The sequence below is a fragment of the Caballeronia sp. KNU42 genome (genome assembly GCF_053760385.1).
On the sequence record NZ_CM132388.1, the window covers coordinates 3407531 to 3431533 of the forward strand.

At 59.8% G+C, this 24003-nt stretch carries 25 protein-coding genes and 1 other RNA gene; 9 read left to right on the forward strand and 17 right to left on the reverse strand.

Annotation, left to right across the window (positions count from 1 at the left end):
• Positions 1 to 12 precede the first annotated feature (12 nt).
• Positions 13 to 915: a class II glutamine amidotransferase gene (locus ACSOSP_RS15400; RefSeq protein WP_455307996.1), complete on the reverse strand. Its 903-nt coding sequence runs from the start codon at positions 913 to 915 to the stop codon at positions 13 to 15.
• 349 nt (positions 916 to 1264) lie between these two features.
• Here ACSOSP_RS15400 and pyrC point away from each other — a divergent pair, with 349 nt between their 5' ends.
• From pyrC to rnpB, 3 genes are all read left to right on the forward strand, one after another.
• A complete protein-coding gene (gene pyrC / locus ACSOSP_RS15405; protein WP_455307998.1) occupies positions 1265 to 2350 on the forward strand; it encodes a dihydroorotase in 1086 nt (361 codons plus the stop codon).
• Between the two features lie 150 nt (positions 2351 to 2500).
• Positions 2501 to 3295: a DUF3025 domain-containing protein gene (locus ACSOSP_RS15410; protein ID WP_455310985.1), complete on the forward strand. Its 795-nt coding sequence runs from the start codon at positions 2501 to 2503 to the stop codon at positions 3293 to 3295.
• Positions 3296 to 3353: 58 nt separating this feature from the next.
• Positions 3354 to 3771: RNase P RNA component class A (rnpB, locus tag ACSOSP_RS15415), an RNA gene on the forward strand.
• A gap of 75 nt (positions 3772 to 3846) precedes the next feature.
• Here rnpB and ACSOSP_RS15420 read toward each other — a convergent pair.
• Positions 3847 to 4269 carry an OsmC family protein gene (locus ACSOSP_RS15420; protein ID WP_031357526.1) on the reverse strand — a complete coding sequence of 141 codons (423 nt, stop codon included), beginning with the start codon at positions 4267 to 4269 and terminating at the stop codon, positions 3847 to 3849.
• 667 nt (positions 4270 to 4936) lie between these two features.
• Here ACSOSP_RS15420 and rplM point away from each other — a divergent pair.
• From rplM to erpA, 3 genes are all read left to right on the forward strand, one after another.
• Positions 4937 to 5365, forward strand: coding sequence for a 50S ribosomal protein L13 (gene rplM, locus ACSOSP_RS15425; RefSeq protein ID WP_031357525.1), 429 nt, complete (start codon positions 4937 to 4939; stop codon positions 5363 to 5365).
• 11 nt (positions 5366 to 5376) lie between these two features.
• Positions 5377 to 5769, forward strand: coding sequence for a 30S ribosomal protein S9 (gene rpsI / locus ACSOSP_RS15430; RefSeq protein ID WP_031357524.1), 393 nt, complete (start codon positions 5377 to 5379; stop codon positions 5767 to 5769).
• Between the two features lie 242 nt (positions 5770 to 6011).
• Positions 6012 to 6377 carry an iron-sulfur cluster insertion protein ErpA gene (gene erpA / locus ACSOSP_RS15435; RefSeq protein ID WP_031357523.1) on the forward strand — a complete coding sequence of 122 codons (366 nt, stop codon included), beginning with the start codon at positions 6012 to 6014 and terminating at the stop codon, positions 6375 to 6377.
• Positions 6378 to 6607: 230 nt separating this feature from the next.
• Here the strand turns inward: erpA and ACSOSP_RS15440 are convergent, their stop codons facing one another.
• Positions 6608 to 7762 carry an anhydro-N-acetylmuramic acid kinase gene (locus ACSOSP_RS15440; protein ID WP_455308001.1) on the reverse strand — a complete coding sequence of 385 codons (1155 nt, stop codon included), beginning with the start codon at positions 7760 to 7762 and terminating at the stop codon, positions 6608 to 6610.
• 396 nt (positions 7763 to 8158) lie between these two features.
• Between ACSOSP_RS15440 and tyrS the strand changes: the two genes are divergently transcribed.
• The 3 genes from tyrS to ACSOSP_RS15455 all read left to right on the forward strand — a co-directional run bounded on the left by tyrS (position 8159) and on the right by ACSOSP_RS15455 (position 10606).
• Positions 8159 to 9415, forward strand: a complete 1257-nt coding sequence (gene tyrS / locus ACSOSP_RS15445; protein ID WP_455308002.1) for a tyrosine--tRNA ligase — start codon at positions 8159 to 8161, stop codon at positions 9413 to 9415.
• 4 nt (positions 9416 to 9419) lie between these two features.
• A complete protein-coding gene (gene dtd / locus ACSOSP_RS15450; protein ID WP_455308004.1) occupies positions 9420 to 9878 on the forward strand; it encodes a D-aminoacyl-tRNA deacylase in 459 nt (152 codons plus the stop codon).
• A 65-nt stretch (positions 9879 to 9943) separates the two neighbouring features.
• Complete coding sequence (locus ACSOSP_RS15455) at positions 9944 to 10606, forward strand: histidine phosphatase family protein (RefSeq protein WP_455308006.1); 663 nt, start codon at positions 9944 to 9946, stop codon at positions 10604 to 10606.
• Here the strand turns inward: ACSOSP_RS15455 and ACSOSP_RS15460 are convergent.
• The 14 genes from ACSOSP_RS15460 to ACSOSP_RS15525 all read right to left on the reverse strand — a co-directional run bounded on the left by ACSOSP_RS15460 (position 10603) and on the right by ACSOSP_RS15525 (position 24002).
• Positions 10603 to 11538 (reverse strand): oxygenase MpaB family protein, encoded by a 936-nt coding sequence (locus ACSOSP_RS15460; protein WP_455308008.1) that lies wholly within the window; start codon positions 11536 to 11538, stop codon positions 10603 to 10605. The genes ACSOSP_RS15455 and ACSOSP_RS15460 overlap by 4 nt on opposite strands.
• A gap of 31 nt (positions 11539 to 11569) precedes the next feature.
• Positions 11570 to 12634 (reverse strand): Holliday junction branch migration DNA helicase RuvB, encoded by a 1065-nt coding sequence (ruvB, locus tag ACSOSP_RS15465; RefSeq protein ID WP_455308010.1) that lies wholly within the window; start codon positions 12632 to 12634, stop codon positions 11570 to 11572.
• An 88-nt stretch (positions 12635 to 12722) separates the two neighbouring features.
• Positions 12723 to 13304 carry a Holliday junction branch migration protein RuvA gene (gene ruvA / locus ACSOSP_RS15470; protein WP_455308012.1) on the reverse strand — a complete coding sequence of 194 codons (582 nt, stop codon included), beginning with the start codon at positions 13302 to 13304 and terminating at the stop codon, positions 12723 to 12725.
• 21 nt (positions 13305 to 13325) lie between these two features.
• Complete coding sequence (gene ruvC, locus ACSOSP_RS15475) at positions 13326 to 13868, reverse strand: crossover junction endodeoxyribonuclease RuvC (protein ID WP_455308014.1); 543 nt, start codon at positions 13866 to 13868, stop codon at positions 13326 to 13328.
• A 105-nt stretch (positions 13869 to 13973) separates the two neighbouring features.
• Positions 13974 to 15539 (reverse strand): bifunctional phosphoribosylaminoimidazolecarboxamide formyltransferase/IMP cyclohydrolase, encoded by a 1566-nt coding sequence (gene purH, locus ACSOSP_RS15480; protein ID WP_455308016.1) that lies wholly within the window; start codon positions 15537 to 15539, stop codon positions 13974 to 13976.
• A gap of 96 nt (positions 15540 to 15635) precedes the next feature.
• Positions 15636 to 15869, reverse strand: a complete 234-nt coding sequence (locus ACSOSP_RS15485) for a Fis family transcriptional regulator (protein ID WP_031357513.1) — start codon at positions 15867 to 15869, stop codon at positions 15636 to 15638.
• Positions 15866 to 16978 (reverse strand): tRNA dihydrouridine synthase DusB, encoded by a 1113-nt coding sequence (gene dusB, locus ACSOSP_RS15490; protein ID WP_455308018.1) that lies wholly within the window; start codon positions 16976 to 16978, stop codon positions 15866 to 15868. Before dusB ends, ACSOSP_RS15485 begins: the two co-directional genes overlap by 4 nt.
• 399 nt (positions 16979 to 17377) lie before the next feature.
• Positions 17378 to 18604 carry a UbiH/UbiF/VisC/COQ6 family ubiquinone biosynthesis hydroxylase gene (locus tag ACSOSP_RS15495; protein WP_455308020.1) on the reverse strand — a complete coding sequence of 409 codons (1227 nt, stop codon included), beginning with the start codon at positions 18602 to 18604 and terminating at the stop codon, positions 17378 to 17380.
• A complete protein-coding gene (locus tag ACSOSP_RS15500) occupies positions 18594 to 20000 on the reverse strand; it encodes an aminopeptidase P N-terminal domain-containing protein (RefSeq protein ID WP_455308022.1) in 1407 nt (468 codons plus the stop codon). The genes ACSOSP_RS15495 and ACSOSP_RS15500 overlap by 11 nt, the downstream gene beginning before the upstream one ends.
• 31 nt (positions 20001 to 20031) lie before the next feature.
• On the reverse strand, positions 20032 to 21360 hold the full coding sequence (locus ACSOSP_RS15505; protein ID WP_455308024.1) for a THUMP domain-containing class I SAM-dependent RNA methyltransferase: 1329 nt from the start codon (positions 21358 to 21360) through the stop codon (positions 20032 to 20034).
• 166 nt (positions 21361 to 21526) lie between these two features.
• On the reverse strand, positions 21527 to 21817 hold the full coding sequence (locus tag ACSOSP_RS15510; RefSeq protein ID WP_455308026.1) for a type II toxin-antitoxin system RelE family toxin: 291 nt from the start codon (positions 21815 to 21817) through the stop codon (positions 21527 to 21529).
• Entirely contained in the window at positions 21817 to 22104 is a 288-nt protein-coding gene (locus ACSOSP_RS15515) for a type II toxin-antitoxin system Phd/YefM family antitoxin (protein WP_455308028.1), read from the reverse strand. Before ACSOSP_RS15515 ends, ACSOSP_RS15510 begins: the two co-directional genes overlap by 1 nt.
• A gap of 129 nt (positions 22105 to 22233) precedes the next feature.
• Positions 22234 to 23676 carry an NAD(P)(+) transhydrogenase (Re/Si-specific) subunit beta gene (locus tag ACSOSP_RS15520; protein ID WP_455308030.1) on the reverse strand — a complete coding sequence of 481 codons (1443 nt, stop codon included), beginning with the start codon at positions 23674 to 23676 and terminating at the stop codon, positions 22234 to 22236.
• Complete coding sequence (locus ACSOSP_RS15525; protein ID WP_031357506.1) at positions 23673 to 24002, reverse strand: NAD(P) transhydrogenase subunit alpha; 330 nt, start codon at positions 24000 to 24002, stop codon at positions 23673 to 23675. Before ACSOSP_RS15525 ends, ACSOSP_RS15520 begins: the two co-directional genes overlap by 4 nt.
• Between the last annotated feature and the right edge of the window lies 1 nt (position 24003).

Here is a 24003-nt window from a genome sequence, read left to right on the forward strand (position 1 = left end):
ACTATTCTCCAACTACTCGATCCCGAGTTCGGTCTCCACATCGGCCGTCGTCTCGATGGTCTCAGCGCGCAGGACCGATTCAACGCAAACCTTGCACAACGGCTCGCGCGCTTTCTCCGCGACGTCAGCCGGTACCGGAACGTTGACCGTCTTGAGCAACGCACCGTGCTGGAACAAAGCCAGATCGCCGGGTTCGAAACGCGACCAGATTTCGTCGTCGGTGAGGGGCGATGTGGCGATCACCGCAACGCGATCTTCCGGCGTGGTGTACTTCGCGAAATCGATCGACATGTCCGCATCGATCAAATGCGCGGTGGAGAACGGCCAGCTCCGCACGAGGTAATACAGATGCGTGGAGCAATGCGTGAACAGCGCCTGGCCGTTCGACATCAGGAAATTGAAAACGCCGAATTGCGTGATCTCGCGCGTGAGCTTTTCAAGCGCTGCGAACAGTTCGTCCAGCGGCGGCTGGCAGCCCGGGAATTCGCGCCGCAGACCTTGCAGCAACGCGCAGAACGCCAACTCGCTGTCGGTCGTGCCGACCGGCTGATATTGTCCGTTCAGACAGGGCTTGTAATCCTTCAGGTCACCGTTGTGCGCGAAAATCCAGTGGCGTCCCCACAACTCGCGCATGAACGGATGGCAGTTCTCGAGCAGGATGTGACCTTGTGTAGCCTTGCGAATATGCGCGATCGTGTTCTTCGACTTGATCGGATAACGCTTCACCATTTCAGCGAGCGGTGAACTGGCCGACGACTGGTGATCGATGAAAAGACGACAGGCTTTATCTTCGAAGAACGCAATGCCCCAGCCGTCCGCGTGATGGTCGGTAACGCCGCCACGCGCCGCGAAACCGGTGAACGAGAAAGTGACGTCCGTTGGTTCCGCGCAGTTCATTCCGAGAAGTTGGCACATTGCTGAGGCTGCAGACAGACTGGGTGAATGGAGCTAACCGTTACAATACGGTTAGCCAAAGCATAGCACCGACGAAACCGCCAAAAAATCGCGGCTTTAGAGTGCAGGCGGCATCGTTGTGGAATTTCCACGGTATGGGCCCGATAGCGGGAGAAAAACTGACCGATTGGGTAGGCCGCTTCCGTTTGTAGCTTGATCGAGCACGCGGTTTGGGAACACGATTCACTGATCCGTCCGATATCCATGGCGAAGCTGCTCAAGTTTCCCCTTTGTTTATGCTTTTTGGTTTCGCGGCCGCCACAGTCCCCTGCGTCTTCGTCATCCGATTATTTTCATCGCTATCACGCCAATGTCCGCTTCCACATCTTCCGTTGCCTCCGCCATTGACTCCGCTGTCGACTCGATCAAGCTCGCGCGTCCTGACGACTGGCATTTGCACGTACGTGACGGCGCCGTGCTCGCCGCTGTCTTGCCGCACACGGCGCGGCAGTTCGGCCGGGCGATCATCATGCCGAACCTGCGGCCACCGGTGACGACGACTGAGATGGCGGCCGCTTATCGCGGGCGCATTCTGGCGGCGTTGCCGAAGGACGGCCCCGGCGCGCGTTTCGAGCCGCTTATGACGCTTTATCTCACCGACAACACGCCGCCCGAGGAAATCCGTCTCGCCCGGGAAAGCGGTTTCGTCCACGGCGTGAAGCTTTATCCGGCAGGCGCGACGACCAATTCGGACGCTGGTGTCACGAGCATCGCGAAGTGCGCGAAGACGCTGGAAGCGATGCAAAAGCATGACCTGCCGCTGCTCGTGCATGGCGAAGTAACAGATCCGGCCATCGATATGTTCGATCGGGAGAAGGTGTTTATCGATCGCGTGATGACACCGCTGCGCCGCGATTTTCCCGCGCTGAAGGTCGTGTTCGAGCACATCACGACGAAGGACGCCGCCGATTATGTCCGCGACGCCGACGGTCCGACCGGCGCTACGCTGACCGCGCATCATCTGCTGTACAACCGCAATGCGTTGTTTGTGGGCGGAATTCGGCCGCATTACTACTGTTTGCCAGTGCTCAAGCGCGAGACGCATCGTGTGGCGCTGGTTTCGGCAGCCACGTCGGGCAATCCGCGGTTTTTCCTCGGCACGGACAGCGCGCCGCATGCGAAGGGGTTGAAGGAGCACGCGTGCGGCTGTGCGGGTTGTTATACGGCGCTGCACGCGCTGGAGCTCTACACGCAAGCATTCGATCAGGCCGGCGCGCTGGACCGGCTCGAGGGTTTCGCGAGTTTCCACGGTGCGGACTTCTATGGTTTGCCGCGCTCGACAGAGAGCGTGACGCTGCGCCGCGAACCCTGGACGCTGCCGGCGGAATTCATGGCCGGTGATGACGAGATCGTGCCGCTGGGCGGGGGCGAGTCCATCGGTTGGCGGATGGAGTGATGGTTGCCGGGACGCGCTCAGGATGGTTTGAGCGCGGAACCCGGCGCCTCTCGAACTACGCCTATGTCTGACCGGGAAGATGCATCGAAGCCTGAAAATGCGGCAACGGCACGGTCGCAGCTTACTGACACCCGCGCGGCGCAAGGCTTCATGGATATCGACTGGTCAAGCCCGTGGCTGGCGCCACTTGCTGAGCGCGGCGAACGCTGGCGGCAGGCGGCACTAAATAGCTACCCAGCCTATCTTTCCACTCTTAACGCCGACGCACACAGCGATCCGCGTGTAACCGGGCGGGGCAAGCGGCTATCGTTCATCGCGCAGGATCAGTTGCCGGCGGGGGCATCGTATGAAGGGCATATCGCCGGGACCGGGCGCGTGCCCACGCGCTACAACCTGCACGATTTCTTCAATAGTTCGATGTGGTTCCAGTACCCGCGCATCAAGGCTGCGCTGAACGCAGGCCAAGCTGCGGAAATCGATGTACTTGGCATTGGCCCGACTCGTGGCGCGGCGCGCGACGCGCTGACCCTCTTCGATGAAAACGCAATCCTCTTTGCCTGCGCAGACCCGTCGCTTGGCGCATCGCTTCGCGCCTTCGACTGGCGCATGTTGCTTGTCGAACAACGCGCAGCCTGGGGCGTTCGATGCGAGGCGCGCATCTTCGGCCACGCGCTGCTTGAAAAGTTAGTTGCTCCGTACAAGGCGTGCACGGGGCATGCGTGGATCGTTGAAGTCGAGCCGGCCTATTTCTCCGCCGCCGATGCCGAGCGCCGCGCGATCCTCGACCACGCTGTGTCCGAACGCCTGAAGAACGAAGCCATTTCCAGCCAATATTTCACGCCGCTGCCCGTGCTTGGCGTACCTGGCTGGTGGCCTGAAAACGAAAATCCATCGTTCTACGATGACCCCCAGGTCTTTCGATCCGGCCGCCGATCGCGGACTTAGCCGCTGCAATGAGTTGACGGTGAGGCTGCTGAACCCCCCATGCTAAAATCATCGGCGCAAAGTAGGCCAGGCAGTCGCGGCTGATCCGGTTTCGGCTGGAGAGGGCGAGGAAAGTCCGGACTCCAACAGGCAGGGTGATGGCTAACGGCCATCCGTGGCGACACGCGGAACAGGGCAACAGAAAGCAAACCGCCGATGGCCCCGGGCGCAAGTCCGGGGATCAGGTAAGGGTGAAACGGTGCGGTAAGAGCGCACCGCGGCTGCTGCAAGGCAGACCGGCAAGGTAACCTCCACCCGGAGCAATTCCAAGTAGGCAGGCGCGCATCTTCGCGATGCAGGACGGTGCCTCCGTCTCGTCTGCGGGTAGGAAGCTTGAGCGCGTCAGTAATGGCGCGACTAGAGGAATGGCTGCCACGCGCGTTACGCTTTCGGGCGTGAGGCGTGCACAGAATCCGGCTTATCGGCCTGCTTTGTGAGATTCAAAAAGAAAGCCGGCGTCAGTGATGACGCCGGCTTTTTTTCGTCCTGCTTTTTTCTTCGATGCCCTTGAATCAGCTCGCGACGATATCGAAGGAATGCGTCAGTTCAGCCGTCTTCGCGAGCATGATCGACGCCGAGCAGTATTTGTCGTGCGAGAGCGTGATCGCGCGTTCGACAGTCGCGGGATTCAGGTTCTTGCCTGTCACCGTGAAGTGGAAGTGGATCTTCGTGAACACCTTCGGGTCTTCGCTTGCGCGTTCCGCCTTGAGCGTCACCGAGCACCCCACGACTTCCTGACGGCTTTTCTTCAGGATCATCACGACGTCGTACGCGGTGCAACCGCCCGTGCCGAGCAAGACCATTTCCATTGGCCGCGGCGAGAGATTACGGCCGCCACCTTCCGGCGCGCCGTCCATTGTGACCAGATGGCCGCTGCCCGTTTCCGCTGCAAACGCCATTCCGTCCTGTCCCATCCAGCTAACTTTGCATTCCATGAGAAAACTCCGGTGCCATATGACACTTGTTCAATCGTCTCGATTGTAGCGTTTTAGCTGATTGTATGAATCCGCACAGCGTCTTCGATAACAGGGTCCGGGGATCATTGTTGCGACGCGATACATCGGACAAATCCGCGATTTCCCTACTGTAAATAAGGGGTTTGTAACGCAACTTGCGCATGAGCGGCTTTTTTATATACGATAAGTATTTGATTTTAAACATTAAATTCTTAATTTTTGTTGTTTCGTAATATTTTGCATTATGAAATTCTATCTCATAATGCAAATTTACTTGCTTTGCACAAAAGCCCTTCATATACTTGGTCCTGTCTCCTCCACCTCCTCCTAGGTGGATTCAGCCCGAGCCCAAGGCTCGGGCTTTTTTTCGTCTGCTTTAGCGTCGACTCCTGACTTGGCGGGAGATGTGCGGGCTAATTGCCCTTCGCAAAATCTCTCCGCAATGGCTCCGTCAGCGTTGGCCCAAAGGTCATTTAGCTTGCCAAACAGGCAAGTTTTGACTTCACACCGAAATTTCCCTTATAATTCAAAGTTCTCTATCCGCACCATGCCCGTGGACGAGAACCAGGGAGAGCCCGCACGCGCCTCGATGCGCACGAACATACAAGCGGGACAAAGCAGGGCAGATTTATTTTTTGGATCGATCATGAAGACGTTTTCCGCAAAAGCCCATGAGGTGACGCGTGAATGGTACGTGATTGACGCGACGGATAAGGTTCTCGGACGTGTCGCCAGTGAAGTGGCCGCCCGACTTCGCGGCAAGCACAAACCCGAGTTCACCCCGCACGTCGACACTGGCGATTTTATCGTCATCATCAACGCCAGCAAGTTGCGCGTCACGGGCAACAAGGGTACTGACAAGAAGTACTACCGTCACTCGGGCTATCCGGGCGGCATCTACGAAACGACGTTCAACAAGATGCAAGAACGCTTCCCGGGCCGCGCGTTCGAGAAAGCCGTTAAGGGCATGTTGCCGAAAGGTCCGCTCGGCTACGCTATGATCAAGAAGCTCAAGGTCTACGCTGGCGCAACGCATCCGCATACGGCTCAACAGCCTAAAGCGCTCGAGATCTAAAGGGAGCCCATATGATCGGTAATTGGAATTACGGTACGGGCCGCCGCAAGAGCGCCACTGCCCGCGTGTTCATCAAGTCCGGTACGGGCGTGATCATCGTCAATGGCAAGCCCATTGCTGATTATTTCTCGCGCGAAACGTCGCTGATGATCGTGCGTCAGCCGCTCGAACTGACGAGCCACGCCACCACGTTCGACATCAAGGTCAACGTGAACGGCGGCGGTGAAACGGGTCAGGCGGGTGCAGTTCGCCACGGCATCACCCGCGCGCTGATGGACTACGACGCAACGCTGAAGCCCACGCTGTCACAAGCCGGCTTTGTTACCCGCGATGCTCGTGAAGTTGAACGTAAGAAGGTTGGTTTCCACAAGGCACGTCGCCGGAAACAATTCTCGAAGCGTTAAGCTGTTTGGCGGTTTCGTCGTTGTTACGGCGAAATGGCTCGAAAAGCCGCCTGCGTGTATGCGCCGGCGGCTTTTTTCGTGGCGGATGCTCGACGATCGCGGCCGTCTTTCTGTGACGTCTCGGGCAGCCACGGCAATTTCAGGATAGTCTCGGAGCGATAGCCTATTGATTACATGGGCTTCCAGCACGATATTGAGATCAGCCCTACAATACGCACTAGAAGCTTTTTTGGAGAATTCGAATGAACGCTGTCACAGACACCCCCACGACCGAAATGCCGTTGCCGTTCGTTTTCACCGACGCAGCAGCTGACAAGGTCAAGCAACTGATCGACGAAGAAGGCAATCCGGAATTGAAGCTGCGCGTGTTTGTGCAGGGTGGCGGCTGTTCGGGTTTCCAGTACGGTTTCACGTTTGACGAAGCCATCAATGAAGACGACACCGTGATGGATAAAGCTGGCGTCCAGCTCCTGATCGATTCGATGAGCTACCAGTACCTGGTTGGCGCTGAGATCGACTACAAAGACGACTTGAACGGCGCGCAGTTCGTGATCAAGAATCCGAATGCGACCAGCACGTGCGGTTGCGGATCGTCATTCTCGGCGTGATTCTGGTTGGTTGATCGGATTGCGCGACATCATGCGGTTTTAAAACGGAGCCTTCGCGCTCCGTTTTTGTTTTTCGGGCCTGCGTTGACCCGGGTTTGTGTTTCGAGAAACAAACGGCGTTATGACTAACGGGCACAGGGTTTCAGGCAGCGCACCGGACCAAACCTTCGGTTTCTTCTTTGCGCCGATGGCCGTTTCACGATGCACGGACGGTTAGCAAAAGGCCAGGCTCAACGGGGATAAATCGCCCCTAACACCCGTTCCCCCGCAGCCCCTGTCACTGCCGAAACATTGCCCGGCTTGCGGGCCACGCAGCGCATCGCAAGCCAGGCGAACGCCAAAGCTTCCACCTGCTGCGGCGGCACGCCGAGCGCTTCCGTGGTCATCACGGGGACCCCCGCGGCGCCGCTCTCTCCAAGCGCTTGCTGGATCGCCTGCATCAGCACCGGATTGCGGGCGCCGCCGCCACACACATAGACTGCGCGGCAATCAGAAGCGTGCCGCTCGATCTCTCTTGCAACAGTGATGGCGGTCAGCGCAACAAGCGTGGCCTGCACATCTTCTGGCGCCATCTGTTCAAAACTGACGAGTTTGGCATCGAGCCACTCAGGATTGAATAGATCCCGGCCGGTGCTTTTAGGCGGTTGCTGTTCGAAAAACGGTTCGTTGAGCAGCGCGTTCAACAGCGGGCGATGCACTTGGCCCTGTGCCGCGAAATGTCCGCCTTCGTCGAAGGGCCGTTTCAAATGCCGATGCGCCCATTCGTCCAGCAGGGCGTTCGCCGGTCCGCAATCGAAACCGTGGACGCTGCCGTTGGCTGAAAGAATGGTGATGTTACTGATGCCACCCAGATTGCAGACAACGCGGGTCTCGTCCTTGCTGCCGAAAATGGTCGCGTGAAATGCTGGGACAAGCGGTGCGCCCTGACCGCCGGCGGCGACATCCCGGCTACGGAAGTCGGCGACGATGTCGATGTTGGTCATTTCTGCGAGCAGCGCGGGATTGTTGATTTGCCGCGTGTAGCCCTTTTCGGGCCTGTGCCGTACCGTCTGCCCGTGTACGCCGATCGCGCGGACTTTAGCGGATGAGTAGCCGCTCATGCTGGCCAGTTCGTGACAACACACGGCGTAGCGCGTGGCCAGCGCGTTCGCTGCGAGGGCTTCGCGTTCCAGTTCGTTGTCGCCGGGCGCCTGAAGGGCGAAGAGTGCGTCGCGCAGACCTTGCGAGAACCCGACATGAGCCTCGCCGAGCACAACGGACGGCTTGCCGGCGGTGAACTGGACGGCAATTCCGTCCACGCCGTCCATGCTCGTACCCGACATCAGCCCAAAGTACACGCCGTCCGCCATGTCGCCTGTATCCGTTGCCTCGGTCCGTCGCGCCACGTTGCTCTCCTGTTCGATGCGGGTTCACCGATGACTCCGTTCGAGCAGTCATTGATGCAATTATTCATGCAATTCCCACGGCCAAAGCGGCCGCGATGGACCGATTATCCACGCATCGATGCCACTCGTTAAGCCGTTAGCCATTCGGTCGAGTTTTGCGCGCCGTATCCGGAGTCGGGGCGTTCAAAACATGACCGAATGGCTAACGCGCGGCCAACAAGCGGGGAAAACGGGGCGAAGGCGGTCGACATCACGTAAAATCCGTTGCCTGAACAAGCGAATGCCGCACGATTTTCCATGTCCGAACGTGACTGTGGACGAATCGGGAAACAGCGGCTGTTGCCCGATCGGCGCCTGTTAGCGCCCCGAACAAATCACCCGAAAAAAGTTGCAAGCATGACCACTGAACCGAACGACTCTCCGGCTTCGGCTGCGAAAACCTTACCTCTCACCGACGAAGTGCAGGCAGCGCTTGCCATCGCTAAACGGGGCTGCGACGAACTGCTGATCGAAGCCGAGTTCGCGCAGAAGCTTGCTCGTAGCGCCGCGAGCGGCAAGCCACTGCGAATCAAGCTTGGCCTGGATCCGACCGCACCCGATATCCATATTGGCCACACGGTTGTCCTGAACAAGATGCGTCAGTTGCAGGACCTCGGCCATACGGTGATCTTCCTGATCGGCGACTTCACTTCGCTGATCGGCGATCCGTCAGGGCGTAACGCCACGCGCCCGCCGTTGACGCGCGAGCAGATCGAGTCGAACGCGAAGACCTATTTCGAGCAGGCTGCGCTCGTGCTGGATCGTGAGAAGACCGAGATTCGCTACAACAGCGAATGGTCCATGCCGCTCGGCGCCGACGGCATGATCAAGCTCGCGTCGCGCTACACGGTCGCGCGGATTCTCGAGCGCGAGGATTTCACGAAGCGTTACCAGGGCGGCATGCCCATCTCGATTCATGAATTGCTGTATCCGCTGATGCAGGGTTACGACTCGGTTGCGCTGAACGCCGATCTTGAACTCGGCGGGACGGACCAGAAGTTCAATCTGCTGGTTGGCCGCGAATTGCAAAAGCAGTACGGCCAGGAGCAGCAATGCATCTTGACCATGCCGCTGCTGGAAGGCCTGGACGGTGTCGAGAAGATGTCGAAGTCGAAGCACAATTACATCGGCATCAGCGAGAAACCTACCGACATGTTCGGCAAGCTGATGAGCATCTCGGACACGCTCATGTGGCGCTACTTCGAGCTGCTGTCGTTTAGAAGTATCGAAGAGATTGCGCGGTTCAAAAGCGAAGCCGAGGGTGGTCGTAACCCGCGCGATTTCAAGGTACTGCTGGGGCAGGAAGTCGTCGCGCGTTTCCATTCGCCGGCGGACGCCGAGCGTGCGCTGGAAGACTTCAACCATCGAGCGAAGGGCGGCGTGCCGGACGAGATTCCGTCGGTGACGCTAAGCGGTGCGCCGCTCGCCATCGGGCAACTGTTGAAGCAAGCCGGGCTGGTGCCTTCAACCAGCGAGGCGCTGCGCAATATCGAGCAAAGTGGCGTGAAGATCGACGGCGCGACGGTGTCGGACAAGGGCTTGAAGATCGAAGCCGGCGAGTTTGTCGTGCAGGTCGGCAAACGCCGCTTCGCGCGCGTCACGCTGACAGCGTAAGCACGTGATCGCACTCATTCAACGCGTCTTGCGGGCCGACGTGCGCGTGGGCGAGCGCGTGACGGGTGCGATCGATGCCGGCTTGCTGGCGCTCGTGTGCGCGGAGCGTGGCGATACCGAGGCCGTTGCGGACAAACTGCTGGCGAAGATGCTGGCGTATCGTGTTTTCAGCGATGCCGCCGGGAAGATGAATCTCCCTGTGCGGGATATAGACGGTGCAGGGCGTGCGGGCGGCGTGCTGTTGGTGTCGCAGTTCACCCTCGCCGCCGATACATCCAGCGGGCTGCGCCCAAGCTTCACACCGGCTGCGCCGCCAGAGGAAGGCCGCCGGCTGTTCGATTACTTTGTTGCGCAGGCGCGCGCCATGCATCCCATTGTTGAGACGGGCGAGTTCGGTGCGGACATGCAGGTGTCGCTGGTCAACGACGGGCCGGTCACTTTCTGGCTGGAAGTCCGTCCCTGAGACGTCCCCCGAGTCTTGTCACTGCCCCCTTTGTTTAGCGGCACCTTCCGGAATTCACGCATCTCATGACCACGCAAGTCCTCTTCATCAGGCACGGCGAAACCGACTGGAATCGCATCAAGCGTATTCAGGGGCATATTGATATCCCGCTGGCTGCAACCGGCATTGCGCAAGCGGAGCAACTCGCGCAGCGTCTGTTGCAGGAGTCGAAGATGGGCGCCCGACTCGACGCGGTGTATTGCAGCGACCTGCTGCGTGCCCAGCAAACTGCGAAACCATTTGCGGACGCGCTCGGCTTGACGTTGAGGTTGAACGAAGGTTTGCGCGAGCGTTTATACGGCGACTTTCAAGCGCACAGCGGCGAAGAGATCCGCGCGAAGTATCCGTCCGAATATGCGGACTGGCAGAGCCATAATCCGGACTTCGCACCGCCTGACGGTGAGTCGCAACGGGCATTCTCGCAACGTGTGCTGGGCGCTGTCGAGCCGATCGTGGCCGCGCATCCAGACGGGCGTATTGCGGTTGTCGCTCACGGTGGCGTGCTCGACTGCGTTTATCGGTTCGTGCGTGGATTGCCGCTCGACGTGCCGCGCGACTGGCCGCTGCTGAACTCCAGTATCAACGTGGTGGACTTTGAGAACGGTCAAACGAAGGTCGTGACGTGGGGCGATGTCGCGCATCTATCTTCCCCCGGAAGCGACGACGACCTCAAGGAAGTCCCGCGCTAATCGGGCTTCATCGCAGCGCGGCGCCGGGCTCGCTTGGACACACTGTTGATCAGCGCCCAGCGTATCAATGGCGCGATCATCCTGACGCCCGGCCGGGTCCACGCGCGGCGCAGCGGCGCAAGAGCGCCGAATCCGAGCATCGATTGCGCCCAGTCAGGCAGCAGGTCCACACCGGCGTTCATGATCAGCGCGCCGGCGGGTTTCATCGCTAAGCTGGGCGCCGGCGCGTTCATCAGCACCCTCAGCACTTCCCGCGTACGGTCGCCGGCTTCCAGCTGTGGCTGCATTGACGCCAGATACCTGTCGATCTCCGCACAACTCTTCGGCACATTGGTCGCACCGAGCATCTCCGCTATGGTCGACGTCTCCGTGTAATAGCGATCCTGTGCCTCAAGGGGAAGCAGCGGGTTCACGTATCGCAGATGCGCCTTCAGGAAACTCGATACTTCCGCGACGTGAACCCACGTCAGCAACTCGGGATCGCTTGCGCGATACGGCCGGCCGTCGGGAGCAATGCCGGTAACGGAGAGATGAATTCGCTTCACACGTTCGATGAGCGCAAGCGCGTCATGCTTATTTCCGTATGTCGTACCCGCGATAAAAGTGGCCGTGCGGCGCAGGCGTCCGAGAATATCGGTGCGAAAGGTGGAGTGGTCCCAGACGCCCGCGAGCGCCATTGGATGCAGGGCCTGAAGCAGGAGGGCGCTGACGCCGCCGGTCATCATCGACGTGAAGTCGGCGTGGACTTTCCAGCAAATGGCGTCGGGTCCGAAGAGTCCCGGGTCACCCGGCGGCGACGAATAATCAAGCGATGGTCCACTGCCCGTAGTCAGGCTCGTGACACCGTTGGCGAGTCTGGAGCGCACTCGCCTGACCAATTGGCTGGCGATACCGGATGAGTCGTCGGGGTGCGGACTTGCTTGATCAGACATCGATTCGTTTATTTGCTCTGAGGCTGTTCGCCTAACTGTCAGTGTTCGCGTCCCACAGTTCGCGGACCGGGCCAGCATCAGGCGCGGCGAGGCCAAAGTGACGATACGTGAGCAACGTGGCAACGCGTCCGCGCGGCGTGCGCTGTAAATACCCCTGCTGAATCAAATAAGGTTCAAGCACGTCTTCAATCGTGTCGCGCTCTTCGCCAATAGCCGCCGCCAGATTGTCGACGCCGACCGGACCGCCATCGAATTTGTGCAGGATGGCTTCCAGCAGTTTCCGGTCCATCAGGTCGAAGCCGACCGGATCGACGTCGAGCATTTTCAACGCGGCATCGGCGACTTTGGCCGTGATGTTGCCGTCCGCTCTCACCTCGGCGTAATCGCGTACACGCCGAAGCAGGCGGTTCGCGATTCGCGGTGTCCCACGCGCGCGTTTTGCAATTTCCAACGCGCCTTCAGGGACGATATCCGCCTTGAGCAGCGACGCCGAGCGCGTAACGATTCGCGCCAGTTCGCTCGCGGTGTAGAACTCCAGCCGCGACACAATACCGAAGCGATCGCGTAGCGGATTGGTCAGCATGCCCGCGCGCGTAGTCGCGCCAACCAGCGTGAACGGCTGCAAATCCAGCTTGACGCTACGTGCGGCCGGGCCTTCGCCAATCATGATATCGATCTGATAATCCTCGAGCGCCGGATACAAGATTTCCTCGACGACCGGCGACAGCCGATGAATTTCGTCGATAAAAAGCACGTCGTTCTTTTCAAGGTTGGTGAGCAGCGCGGCCAGATCGCCGGCGCGTTCCAGTACCGGACCCGACGTCTGCCGCAGATTAACGCCCATCTCCCGCGCGATGATATGCGCCAGCGTGGTCTTGCCGAGACCCGGTGGACCGAACAACAGAACGTGATCGAGCGCCTCGGAGCGACGTCGCGCCGCCTCGATAAAAATCTGCAGTTGATCCCGGATCTTCTCCTGCCCGACGTATTCCTCGAGATCGCGCGGCCGCAGCGCGCGCTCGAACACTTCCTCGTTCGGCGAGACGGGAGTAGCCGAGATGATGCGTTCGGCAGCGAGTTTGTCGGTTTCTATCATGCGTCGATTGTACCGCGTGGCTCGAACTCGAAAAGCTGGCCGATCGGCCGACTGTTGGGCGGATCAGTTGCGTGGGAGACTGGCCTGACTAGCTCTTGGACAGCGCTTTCAGGGCCAGCTTGATGCCTTCCGAGACGCCCGTGCCGGCCGGAACATTCTTGACCGACATCAGCGCTTCTTTTTCGGAGTAACCCAATGACAGCAATGCATTCAGGATATCGCTGGCGTGGTCTGGACCGCTCACCGTGCCTGCTGCCGTTCCCAAATCCGCGCCAAGCTTGCCCTTCAGTTCGAGCAAAAGGCGCTCGGCCGTCTTCTTGCCGATGCCGGGCGTGCGTGTCAGGCGCGCAGCGTCCTGCATTGTCACAGCCTGGGCGAGTTCGTGGACGCTCATGCCGGACAGCACGGCCAGCGCCATGCGCGCCCCGATCCCACTGATCTTGAGCAACTCGCGGAAAGTCGTGCGCTCTTGTTGCGTACCGAAGCCGTAGAGCAAATGCGCGTCTTCACGAACGATCAACTGGGTCAGCAATGCAACCTTTTCGCCGGTGTTCGGCAGGTTGTAGAAGGTGCTCATGGGTACGGCGATTTCGTAGCCTACGCCGCCGCAATCAACGAGCAAGTACGGCGGATTTTTTTCCAGCAAAACGCCTGCAATGCGACCAATCATGGTGAGGAACTTGTAGTGGAGTTAGCCGATAAGACGGCCGCGCCGAACGCGCAGGCCCTTTTTAGCCAGCGATGGCGCGATCTCGCCGAGTGCCGTCATCGCTCCGCCGGCGTGCGCGTGGCAGATGGCCATGCCGAGCGCATCGGCGGCGTCGGTGCCCGGCACTCCCGTAAGCGCGAGCAAGCGCACGACCATCTGCTGCATTTGTTCTTTCGTTGCGCGGCCGTAGCCCACCACGGCCTGCTTCAACTGCAACGCCGTGTATTCGGCGACCGGCACGCCGCTCGCGACCAGGCCGCAAATTGCCGCGCCGCGCGCCTGGCCGAGCAGCAGCGTGGATTGCGGATTGACGTTGACGAACACTTTTTCGATCGCGGACTGGTCGGGCGCGTGTTGCCTCACAAGCGTCGAGATACCTTCGAAAATCGTGTGGAGACGCGACGGCAAATCTGCGTCGGCGGTCTTGATGACGCCACTGGTCACATAGGTCAGCGTTTGACCGGTCTTGTCGATAACGCCGAACCCCGTCACGCGCAGGCCCGGGTCAATACCGAGAATTCTCATGGAGTGCCGTTGGAACGTAGTGCTTGCGATACTAACAGCGCGGCGCAAAAAGTAAAAAGCCCGGTGCGCCTGCCGGCCACCGGGCTTTTCGAAGGCGAAATAGGCTCAATGACGGAAGTGCCGCGTTCCGGTCAACACCATCGCAATGTTGTGCTCGTCCGCAGCGGCGATCACTTCGTCATCGCGCATGGAACCGCCCGGCTGAATGACGCAGGTCGCGCCGGCGTTCACCACAACGTCGAGGCCATCGCGGAACGGGAAAAACGCGTCCGACGCCACCGCCGATCCCGTCAGCGACAAGCCCGCGTTCTGCGCCTTGATGCTGGCAATGCGCGCCGAGTCCACGCGGCTCATCTGGCCCGCGCCTACTCCGATCGTCATGCCGCCGCCGCAGAACACAATGGCGTTCGACTTCACGTACTTCGCGACACGCCACGCGAACAGCAGGTCGTCCATTTCCTTCGGCGTCGGATGACGCTTCGTGACCACACGCAATTCATGCGGCTGCACGTTCTTCGAATCCAGCGATTGCACGAGCAAGCCACCGCCCACGCGCTTCAGGTCGAACGCGTTATGACCGTCGCCGAGATTCACCTTCAGCAGACGCACGTTCTGTTTCGCCGCAAAAATCTGCTTGGCTGCATCGCTGAAAGAAGGCGCCATCAGCACTTCCACGAACTGCTTCGACACTGCCTGCGCCGTCGCTTCATCCACTTCGCGATTGAACGCGATGATGCCGCCAAACGCAGAAGTGGGATCGGTCTTGAGCGCCTTCGAATACGCTTCGTGCGCGTCAGCGCCAATCGCCACGCCGCACGGATTCGCGTGCTTGATGATCACGCAGGTTGGTGCGTCGAAAGTCTTCACGCATTCCCACGCAGCGTCGGAGTCCGCAATGTTGTTGTACGAGAGTTCCTTGCCCTGCAATTGCTCGTAGTTCGCGAGTGCGCCGGCGGGCGTGGTGAGATCGCGATAAAACGCGGCGCTTTGATGCGGGTTCTCGCCGTAGCGCAGATCCTGAACTTTGGTGAACGCGAGGTTGAAAGTCGACGGATACGTGTTGCGGCTCTTGTGCTGCAACTCGTCGGTCAGGCTCGTCAGGTAATTCGTGATCGCGCCGTCGTATTGCGCTGTATGCGCGAACACTTTGGTAGCGAGCTTGAAATTCGTCGCATAACTGACGGTGTTTTTAGCCGCGCGCATTTCCTCAAGGACCGTCGCGTAATCCGAGGGATCGACGATCACCGTCACGTCACGATGATTCTTCGCCGCCGAACGCAGCATGGTCGGACCGCCAATATCGATATTTTCGATCGCGTCTTCCAGCGAGCATTCTTCCTTCGATACCGTCTGCACAAACGGATACAGGTTCACCACGAGCAGGTCGATGGTCGGAATGTCGTGTTGTTCGAGCGCTGCCATGTGTTCCGGCAGGTCGCGGCGCGCCAGAATGCCGCCGTGAACCTTCGGATGCAGCGTTTTCACGCGGCCGTCGAGCATCTCCGGGAAACCGGTGTAGTCGGCGACTTCGGTGACAGGCAGACCTGCATCGGCCAAAAGCTTGGCGGTGCCGCCAGTCGAGAGCAGGCTAACGCCTAGCTCCGACAGCGATTTCGCAAATTCGACGATGCCTGACTTGTCGGAAACGGAAAGGAGCGCTTGCTTGATCATGATGGGAACGGCGGAAGCCGGTAGGGGAGTCGAGGGGAATCAGGAAATTCGAGTCGACCGCCGTACGCCGCGACGGTCCGGATTAAAACAACTGCTTTAGATCAGTCCGTGCTGTTGCAGCTTCTTGCGCAGCGTGTTGCGGTTGATGCCGAGAAACTCGGCCGCGAGCGACTGGTTGCCCTCGGCTTGCTTCAGCACAACTTCGAGCATTGGCTTTTCGACGCACGAAATCACCATCTCGTAGACGTCGTGCGGCTTGGAACCGTCCAGGTCCTGGAAATAATTGTCCAGGCTCTGGCGGACGCATTGTTCTATGTGATGTCTACTCATGCGGCTAGTCGGTCTATGTGGTTCTGCATGCCGCACGATTCTTCGGCTTCGTCGTTGCCGCCGCGGTCGCCGTCTGCGTCGAGTTCTTCGACATAGACGAGACGATCGGACAACGCCTTTTGGGCGTCGAAGAATTCGTTCACGGCGAGCAATTGTTCTCGTGTGGAATCCAGCGTGTTCATCCGATGTCTGAACGTGTTGGCGCCGGAAAGGCCGCGAGTGTACCAGCCGATGTGTTTGCGCGCTGTACGAACGCCCGTGAATTCGCCATAGAAATCATAGTGATCTTCGAGATGCTCATTCATCAGTTGCTGGATCTCGTCGATACGCGGCGCCGGCAAATGTTCGCCCGTCAGCAGAAAGTGTTCGATCTCGCGAAAGAGCCACGGACGCCCCTGCGCGGCACGGCCAATCATGATCGCGTCCGCGCCGGTGATGGCCAGCACGTGACGCGCCTTTTCGGGTGTGGCGATGTCGCCGTTCGCCACCACCGGAATGCGCACGGAAGCCTTGACGGCGGCAATGGTCTCGTATTCCGCATCGCCCTTGTAGAGATCGGCGCGGGTGCGGCCATGCACTGTCAGCATGGAAATGCCCGCGTCCTGCGCAATGCGCGCAATGTTGAGCGCATTCTTGTTCTCGCGATTCCAGCCCGTGCGGATCTTCAGCGTGACCGGCACTGCATCCGGGCCAACGCCGACTGCGTTCACCACGGCCTGCACGATCTGCGCGACGAGCGTTTCGTTTTGCAGCAATGCTGACCCAGCCGCCACATTGCAGACTTTCTTGGCTGGGCAGCCCATGTTGATGTCGATGATCTGCGCGCCGTTCGCGACGTTGTGACGCGCGGCTTCGGCGAGCATTTTCGGATCAGCGCCGGCGATTTGCACGGAAATAGGTTCCACTTCGCCGGTGTGATTTGCACGACGGAGCGTTTTCTCGCTTTTCCACAACTGCGCATTCGACGCGACCATTTCGGACACCGCGTAACCTGCGCCCATGCGTTTGCACAACTGCCGGAACGGGCGGTCCGTCACCCCGGCCATGGGGGCGACAAACAAGTTGTTGCGCAAAATGTGGGGGCCGATGGCCGGTGTGGAAATAGGCATGAAACTCGCAATGTTCCCAAATGAAGGGACGCAAAAGCGCTTAAGGAAACGCCTATTTTAACGCGAACGCGCTGAGTCAATTAAGTCCAATCGACGCGCAAGTTGTTAAATCTTCTATGGATGTCGCGAAGGTCATAGAGGAAAAGCTCCAACTCTGGGCAGATGAATGGAGTGCGCGAAAGACATGTTTGATCCGATCCATGCATCGAGACTGAGATGGGCGTCATGCGAGGCTCGCGAAAGGCGCGCAGAGACTTCGTCACAGGAATCGCAGTGCGCACCGTACCTGATGCGTGCTTTGCGTGATGAGTTCAGTAGAAGTCTTGCGCAACAGATCTGACTACAGCCATCCCGCCGCTCGCCCTGCTAGCTCGAAGCGGCTGCAAGTATTCGGCCAGGTCAGCGCCGTTGCCCGAACATCATCTGTCGTGCCAGCACGGTTTTGACCGGCGGGACGAGTTCCAGCGCGCTTAACGCGAGCCCGCGCATCGCGGCGAGTGGCGCGAAATCGACCGTGAAAAGACGCGCAAGCGTATCGGTTGCGCCAATCGTCATGCGCCGGTCCAACGCGCGCCGTTGAGCAAAAAGACTCAACGCGACCGAAGTCGGGCCGTTCGTCGATAACGCGTCGCACAGCGCGTGGGCATCGCGTAAGCCCAGGTTGAGCCCTTGTCCTGCAACGGGATGCAGCGTTTGCGCTGCGTTGCCAATAGCAACCGTGCGCCGGTCGACCAGCGCATTCAGCGCATTCAGCCCGAGCGGGAACATCGCCCGTCCGGTGATGCGCGTAAATCGGCCCAAGCGCTCACCGAAGGCCGAGCCGAGTTCCGCGAGGAATTCGGCGTCCGGGAGTTGCGAGCGGCGGGCCGCTTCTTCAGGGTCGCAGCACCAGACGAGCGCGTAGTCGGCCTGACGCGCGCCGCCGGACGGCAACAATGCAATCGGCCCCTCGGGCGTGAAGCGTTCCCACGCGACGCCAGGTTGTGGCGACGATACGCTCACCGTCCCGACAATAGCCGTCTGGCCATAATCGCGCGTGTTCTTGCTGTCGGCGGAAAGAGCGGAGGAAGCGTCCGCTTCCTTGTACAAGCCGCCTTCGGCATTCACGAGAATGCGCGCGCGAATAGTCCGGTCGCCGCTAGCTGAATGGATCGAGAGTGTGACGCCCTCGTGATCATGCAGCGGTGTTGATGCCGTGGTTTCCGTGAACCAATGCACACTGGTTTTGCTGACCGCTTGCGCGAGCGTTGAAACAAGCGAGCCATAACGCACGACGTAACCGAGCGCAGGCAACCCGTGTTCATCGTGGTCGATCAGCGTGCGGCCAAACTGGCCGCGTTGCGATACGTGAATGCGCTTGATTGGCGTGGCATCGGCGGGAAAACCAAGCGACGATTCCAGCATCGCGCGGCTGCCATGCGAAACCGCGATCGCACGTGGATCAGCCGACGCCGCCCCAGGCTCGCGTGCATCAATCAACGCCACCGACAAGCGCGACGTCGCGCTGCGTTTGGCCAGCCAGCCGGCGAGCGCGAGCCCAACCGGACCCGCACCGACGATGGCGATATCGAAGTGATAATCGGCGGGCGGTGCGTGGCCGACAGTTTCCGCAGTTTCAATTTGCATCTGAGGTTTGCGCGTCGCGCATCAAGGCTTCGATTTCGTCGGCATCAACCGGCACTTCCCGCGTCATCAATTCGCAGCCATCGGCTGTGACGATGGCGTCGTCTTCAATCCGGATGCCGATGTTTGCGTACCGCTCGGGCACATCTTCGGCTGCACGAATGTACAAACCCGGCTCGATGGTCAGCGTCATGCCCGCCTTCAACGTGCGCCACGCGCGTGCGCCCTGGTCGTCGAGTTGCGCATGGGCGTCGCGATAATCGCCGGCATCGTGCACGTCCATGCCGAGCCAGTGGCTTGTCCGATGCATATAAAAACGCTGATACGCCCGCTCGGCGATGACATCGTCCACGGTCGCAAACTTGTTGCGGTCGATGATTCCCGTATCCAGCAGACCCTGCGCCAACACACGCACCGCGGCTTCGTGCGGCGCGTCGAAACTGACGCCCGCGCGGGTCGCGTCGACGGCGGCGTATTGCGCGGCCAGCACGATATCGTAGATTTCCCTTTGCGCCGATGTGAACCGCCCGCTCGCCGGAAACGTGCGCGTGATGTCGGACGCGTAGCCGTCGAGCTCGCACGCGGCGTCGATCAGGATCAGGTCGCCCTCGCGCACGATCGTGTTGCCCGCCGGGTAATGCAGCGTGCAGGCATTCGCGCCGGCCGCGACGATCGTGCCGTACGCAGGCGCTTGCGCGCCGCGTCGGCGGAACGTGTAGAGCAGTTCGGCTTCGATTTCGTATTCGTGCATGCCGGGGCGGCAGGTTTGCATCGCGCGCCGGTGCGCTTCGGCCGAGATGGTGCCTGCGCGCCGCATGATCCCGAGCTCGTGCGCGTCCTTGATGAGGCGCATTTCGTCGAGCACCGGCAGCAAATCGATTGCTTTCGTGGGTGCTTTCACGCCGATCCGGCTCTGTGCCCGAACTGCCGCGAGCCAGCCGCGAACCTGCTCATCGAGTTCGGCGGAACTGCCGAGCGCGTAGTGCAGCGCGGGGTTATCGGCGAGCAGGCGGGGCATTTCCGTGTCGAGTTGATCGATGGGGAACGCTGCGTCGAAGCCGAATGCGAAGCGTGCGCCTTCCGGGCCGTAGCGGAAACCTTCCCAGGTTTCGCGTTCGGCGTTTTTCTCGCGGCAGAACAGGATGGCGGCGGGGTCGTCTGCGTCGGTGCCGGCATTGAGGACCAAGGTCGCTTCCGGTTCCGTGAAGCCCGTCAGGTAATAGAAGTAGCTGTCGTGGCGGAATGGGTAATCCGCGTCGCGGTTGCGCATGACTTCACGCGCAGTCGGAATGATTGCCACGCCGCCGCCCGATTCGCGCAGCGCCGCGAGGACGCGGTCACGGCGGCTGCGATAAATGTCGACGGCTAATAAGGATTGGGCTTCAGTCGATGAGTTCATTCAGCGATTGTAGCGCCGCCTCCGCGATGCTTCACTCCTTCGCTTCGGGCGCTTGATCGGCTGCAGGTTCCGCTGCGGCCGGACGATTGCGCACGCTGCCAGCGATCAGGTCGAAGCGGAACAGGCGGCATTCGAGCGCGCCGTTGAAGAGCGGCGTTTTTGTGGATTCACGCAGCCGCAGCATGCCCGGAAGCTTTCGATCCGATGTCAGCACGTACGCGCGCCAACCCGGAAAACGCTGTTTGAGCGCGTTGCCGAATGAGATGAAAAATTCCTGATCGGCGGGATCGGGTTGAGCGCGGTGGAACGCTTCTTCATCTTCGTCGCGGCCACGATTTTTCGGTTCGCGCAACTCTCCACGCGGACCGCGTCCGCGTACTTCAATACGTTCACCATACGGCGGATTCGCGACCAGAATGCCGGGAGTGTCCGACGGCGGCGTCATGTGGCGGGCATCGACTTGTTTCAACGATAGTTCCGGCAAACCCGCGCGTTCCAGGTTTGCGTAGGCCTTGTCGAGCATATCGCCCGAAATGTCACTGCCGTAGATTTGAATATCTGCACGCGATGACTGCGCGGCCCGTTTGGCATCGACGGCTGCGCCTTTCAGCTTTTGCCACGCGTTCACGTCGTATTGCTTCAGCTTTTCGAAGCCGAAACCGCGGTCCACGCCCGGCGCAATGTTCAGCGCGACTTGCGCGGCTTCGGCGAGGAAGGTGCCGCTGCCGCACATCGGATCGAACAATGGTGTGCCGGGCGTCCAGCCGGTCAGCCGCAGGATTCCGGCGGCAAGGTTTTCACGCAAGGGCGCTGCGCCCTTGTCGAGTCGCCAGCCGCGTTTGAAGAGCGGATCGCCGGAGGTGTCGAGATACAAGGTGCACTCGTTCAGCGTCAGGAACGCGAAGACGCGGACGTCGGGTTGCGCGGTGTCGACGCTTGGGCGGTTGCCCGTCAATTCGCGCAAGCGGTCGCACACGGCATCTTTCACGCGCAGGGTCGCGAATTCGAGGCTGCGCAGAGGGGATTTGATCGCGGTGATATCGACGCGAATGGTTTCGTTCGGCGAGAACCATTTTTCCCATTGCTGCTGATACGCGAGTTCGTAGATGTCGTGTTCGCTGCGATACGGGCCTTGGGCCAGTTTCAGCAACACGCGGCTCGCGATGCGCGAATGCAGGTTGGCAGCCATGCCGGCGGCCCAGGAGCCACGGAAATGCACGCCGCCGGGGACTTCCTTGCCGGTTCTGAATTGCGAGCCATCTACGTGCTTTGCTCCGATTTCGCCGAGTTCGGCCGCAAGCGGGGCCTCGAGACCGCGCGGGCAGGGGACAAACCAGTCGAAAAGGAAAGTAGTGGCCATGGGGCGGTGCTTTTTTGGGAATCGAAGGGGGATATTGTACGCGGGGGAGGGGGCGCAAATACTTGAACAACATGGATGCCGCAGGTTCTAGCGAATCGGTAAGCCTAATCTCAGTCACTAAACTTCCAACAAGAAAAGGCTGGAGGCGCTGGCCGGTGATGCTCAGTCAATCAACGCGGCTAGTCGCTGCGTCGTAAATTTCGTTGTCCCGACGCATTCCGACCGCGATGATAAGAACCTCGACCCGATCCCCATTCACGCGATAAACGATGCGGGTCTGTCCGGTTCTCATGCGGCGGCATCCTGCAAGTTGCCCACTCAGTGCTTTGCCCGCTTTGTCCGGCTCACCGTGAACGATGCGCTCTTCGATTACTTTAAGGATTGCGGCGGCTTCGACGCGCCCGAGGCCGATTAAATCGCGTTTCACGGCCGGGTGATATTGAACCGTCCATGCCATCAGTCAGCTTTTCCAAAGTAAGCCAGCATCTCGGCGTGCGAGAGATTGGTTGACTTGTCTAGCGTAGAAAGCCGGTCCCTCGCCAAAGCTTCGACCCTCAAATCCTCGAGTTCATTCATGATCGCCTCGTAACGTTCAGTAGGCATCAAAACGGCGGCCGGCCGGTTGTCGCGAATCACAACGTACCGGTCCTGCTCGCCCGAGGTGATACGGTCCAAAAGGGCCTTGGTGTTCTTCTGCAAGTCGGTAGACGAGATCGCTTGGTCTGCTCGATCGAGTAGCATCATGCGATTCCAATAGAATTAAAATCGTATTGTAGTTGGATTGTCGTTGATAATCCAGGCAAAACCTGTCGAGAAAAAACGCCGGCGACCCTCACGAGCGCGCCGGCGTTTCATCTCTTGCGACAGCGAATATCACTCCACCGCCTTCACCATATCCTCGATCACCTTCTTCGCGTCCCCGAAAACCATCATCGTCTTGTCCATATAGAACAGTTCGTTATCCAGTCCGGCATAACCCGCCGCCATGGACCGTTTATTCACGATAATCGTCTTCGCCCGATACGCTTCCAGAATCGGCATGCCCGCAATCACCGATTTCGGATCGGTCTTCGCCGCCGGGTTCACCACATCATTTGCCCCCAGCACCAGCACCACGTCCGTCTGCTGAAACTCGCCGTTGATGTCCTCCATCTCGTGGACCAGTTCATAGTCCACTTCGGCCTCAGCCAGCAACACGTTCATATGCCCCGGCATCCGCCCGGCCACCGGGTGGATCGCGTATTTCACGTCGATGCCTTTCTCGATCAGCTTATCGGTGAGTTCCTTCAACGCGTGCTGAGCGCGCGCCACGGCCAGTCCATAACCCGGCACGATCACCACCGTTTCCGCGTTGCCGAGCATGAACGCGGCATCATCGGCGGAACCGGATTTCACCGGACGTTGCTCTTGCGCACCGCCCGTTGCCGCCGCACCGCCTTCGTTTCCGAACCCGCCCAACAACACGTTGAAGAACGAGCGGTTCATCGCGCGGCACATGATGTACGACAGAATCGCACCCGACGAACCCACCAATGACCCGGCGATGATCAGCATCGGATTGTTCAGCGAGAAGCCGATACCCGCCGCCGCCCAGCCCGAATACGAATTGAGCATGGAGACAACCACCGGCATATCCGCGCCACCGATCGGGATGATGATCAGCACGCCGAGCGCGAACGCGATCAACGTCATGATCACGAACGGCAGCCACGATTGCGTCAGCATGAAGATAATGCCGAACCCAAGCATCGCGATGGCGAGCAGCAGGTTGATCATGTGCTGGCCGGGATACACGACCGGCGCGCCCTTGAACAAGCGGAACTGATACTTGCCGGACAGCTTCCCGAACGCAATCACCGAACCGGAAAACGTGATCGCACCCACGAACGTGCCGATAAACAATTCCACGCGATTGCCCACGGGAATCGGTTCACCCAACGGAGCAAGACCGAACGCCGAGGGTTCCGAAACAACGGCGTAAGCAATACACACCGCAGCCAGGCCGATCAGCGAGTGCATCGCGGCGACCAGTTCCGGCATCTTCGTCATCTCGACTTTCGCCGCGACATACGCGCCAACCGCTCCGCCGACCACGAGCGCCGCGAACAGCAGCCCAAGCCCCAGCGACAGATCCGATCCCAGCGCCGAAGCCTGCTTCACGATCAACGCGATGGTCGTCAGAATCGCGATCGCCATCCCGGCCATGCCGAACGTATTGCCGATGCGCGCCGTCTTCGGATTCGACAGCCCTTTGAGCGCCTGGATGAAACACACCGAGGCGATGAGATACAGGAGAGTGACAACGCTCATGCTCATTGCGCGGCCCCCTTCGAAGCGTGGGTGATTTGCTTGGGCGCTTTCTTCTTGAACATCTCGAGCATTCGCCGCGTGACCAGGAAGCCGCCGAACACATTGACCGCAGCCAACAACACCGCGAGCGTGCCGAAGAACTTGCCGGCGTCCCCAATCGTCAGGCCGGCTGCAAGCATCGCGCCGACAATCACAATCGCGGAAATCGCGTTCGTCACCGCCATCAAAGGCGTGTGCAGCGCGGGCGTGACGTTCCACACCACGTGATAGCCGACGTAGATCGCCAGCACGAAGATGATCAGGTTGATGACCGTGTGATTTACCAGTTCCATG